This is a genomic window from Candidatus Eisenbacteria bacterium (genome assembly GCA_030017955.1).
Taxonomy (GTDB): domain Bacteria; phylum Eisenbacteria; class RBG-16-71-46; order JASEGR01; family JASEGR01; genus JASEGR01.
The window spans coordinates 1-1,189 of the sequence record JASEGR010000234.1; the positions used below are offsets into that span (position 1 = coordinate 1).

At 54.4% G+C, this 1,189-nt stretch carries 1 protein-coding gene; it reads left to right on the forward strand.

Annotated elements, in window-relative coordinates; genetic code table 11:
* Nucleotides 1–128 precede the first annotated feature (128 nt).
* Nucleotides 129–956 carry a protein-L-isoaspartate(D-aspartate) O-methyltransferase gene (locus QME66_13960; GenBank protein ID MDI6810046.1) on the forward strand — a complete coding sequence of 276 codons (828 nt, stop codon included), beginning with the start codon at nt 129–131 and terminating at the stop codon, nt 954–956.
* Nucleotides 957–1,189 lie beyond the last annotated feature (233 nt).

Here is a 1,189-nt window from a genome sequence, read left to right on the forward strand (position 1 = left end):
CTTGTGGCACTCGATACCATGTTCATGTAAGTTTATGCATAAAGCAGGCTAGGCTCAGAGGGAACTTGCAAAGGAAGAGGAAACGCCATAAACTAACGGAACGTAAGTTAACGTAAGGAGTCCACTCCATGAAACCAGTTTTTGTGCCGGTCCTGCTGAACCTCTTAATCCTTTTGCAAGCGGGCCTCTACTGCTCCCCTCAATTTGCCCCGGCGGCCTCTGTCGAAACCTCTATTTCAAGTCTCGTTCCGGAATCGGGTGTTGGGAAAGCCGGAGGACCGGCATCCGGAGCCGGGAAAACCGCAGCCAGCGAGGAAGCGAAATTTGCATCACTGAGAGAACGGATGGTTACCGAACAAATCGTCAAGCGAGGGGTCAAAGACTCCCTGGTTCTAAAGGCCATGAGAAAGGTCCCAAGGCATCTCTTTGTTCCCGAGTATCTCCGGGGCCAGGCATACAATGACTACCCTCTGCCGATCGGCTTCGACCAAACAATATCTCAGCCGTTTATTGTCGCTGCCATGACTGAGCTCCTCGGACTCAAAGGAGGAGAAAAAGTCCTTGAGATAGGGACGGGCTCCGGCTATCAGGCGGCAGTCTTGCGGGAAATCGCGGACAAGGTTTTCAGCATTGAGATTGTGGAAGGTCTTGCGAAACAGGCTCCGGGAACATTGAAGGCGGTCGGATACAGCGACATAACGGTGATCTACGGGGACGGTTATCGAGGTCTGCCCAAAGAGGCCCCTTTCGATGCAATAATTGTGACCGCTGCACCCGGCCACGTTCCTCAACCACTGGTTGACCAACTCAAGAATGGAGGCAGAATGGTCATTCCTGTCGGAGAGGAATATCAGGAGCTCCTGCTCATAACGAAGAAAGGGAATAGGATAGCGAAGAAATCCGTTTTCCCAGTCAGGTTCGTCCCGATGACCGGAGAGGCCCAAAAGAAAAAGTAGCGGTGCAATTCACCAGTCGCCCCCTCACCTTGATCCTCTCCCCCAGGGGAGAGGTTGGCAGGAGGGGTGATGTTACATGCATGCAACCGCCATATTGTCTCGAGCGGGGCTGGTTGCGAGCGCGGTCCAGGAGACCGCCACGCAGATGGCATATGGAGTCGTGGTGGCGATGAGCGGCGAGCTGGCTTTCGCGGGAGGGATGGGGAACCCATCTTGGCGAGCAAGGTGGGGAT

Excerpts from the sequence above, each read along its gene's own strand:
- QME66_13960 (MDI6810046.1), top strand. The coding sequence starts at position 129 with ATGAAACCAGTTTTTGTGCCGGTCCTGCTGAACCTCTTAATCCTTTTG.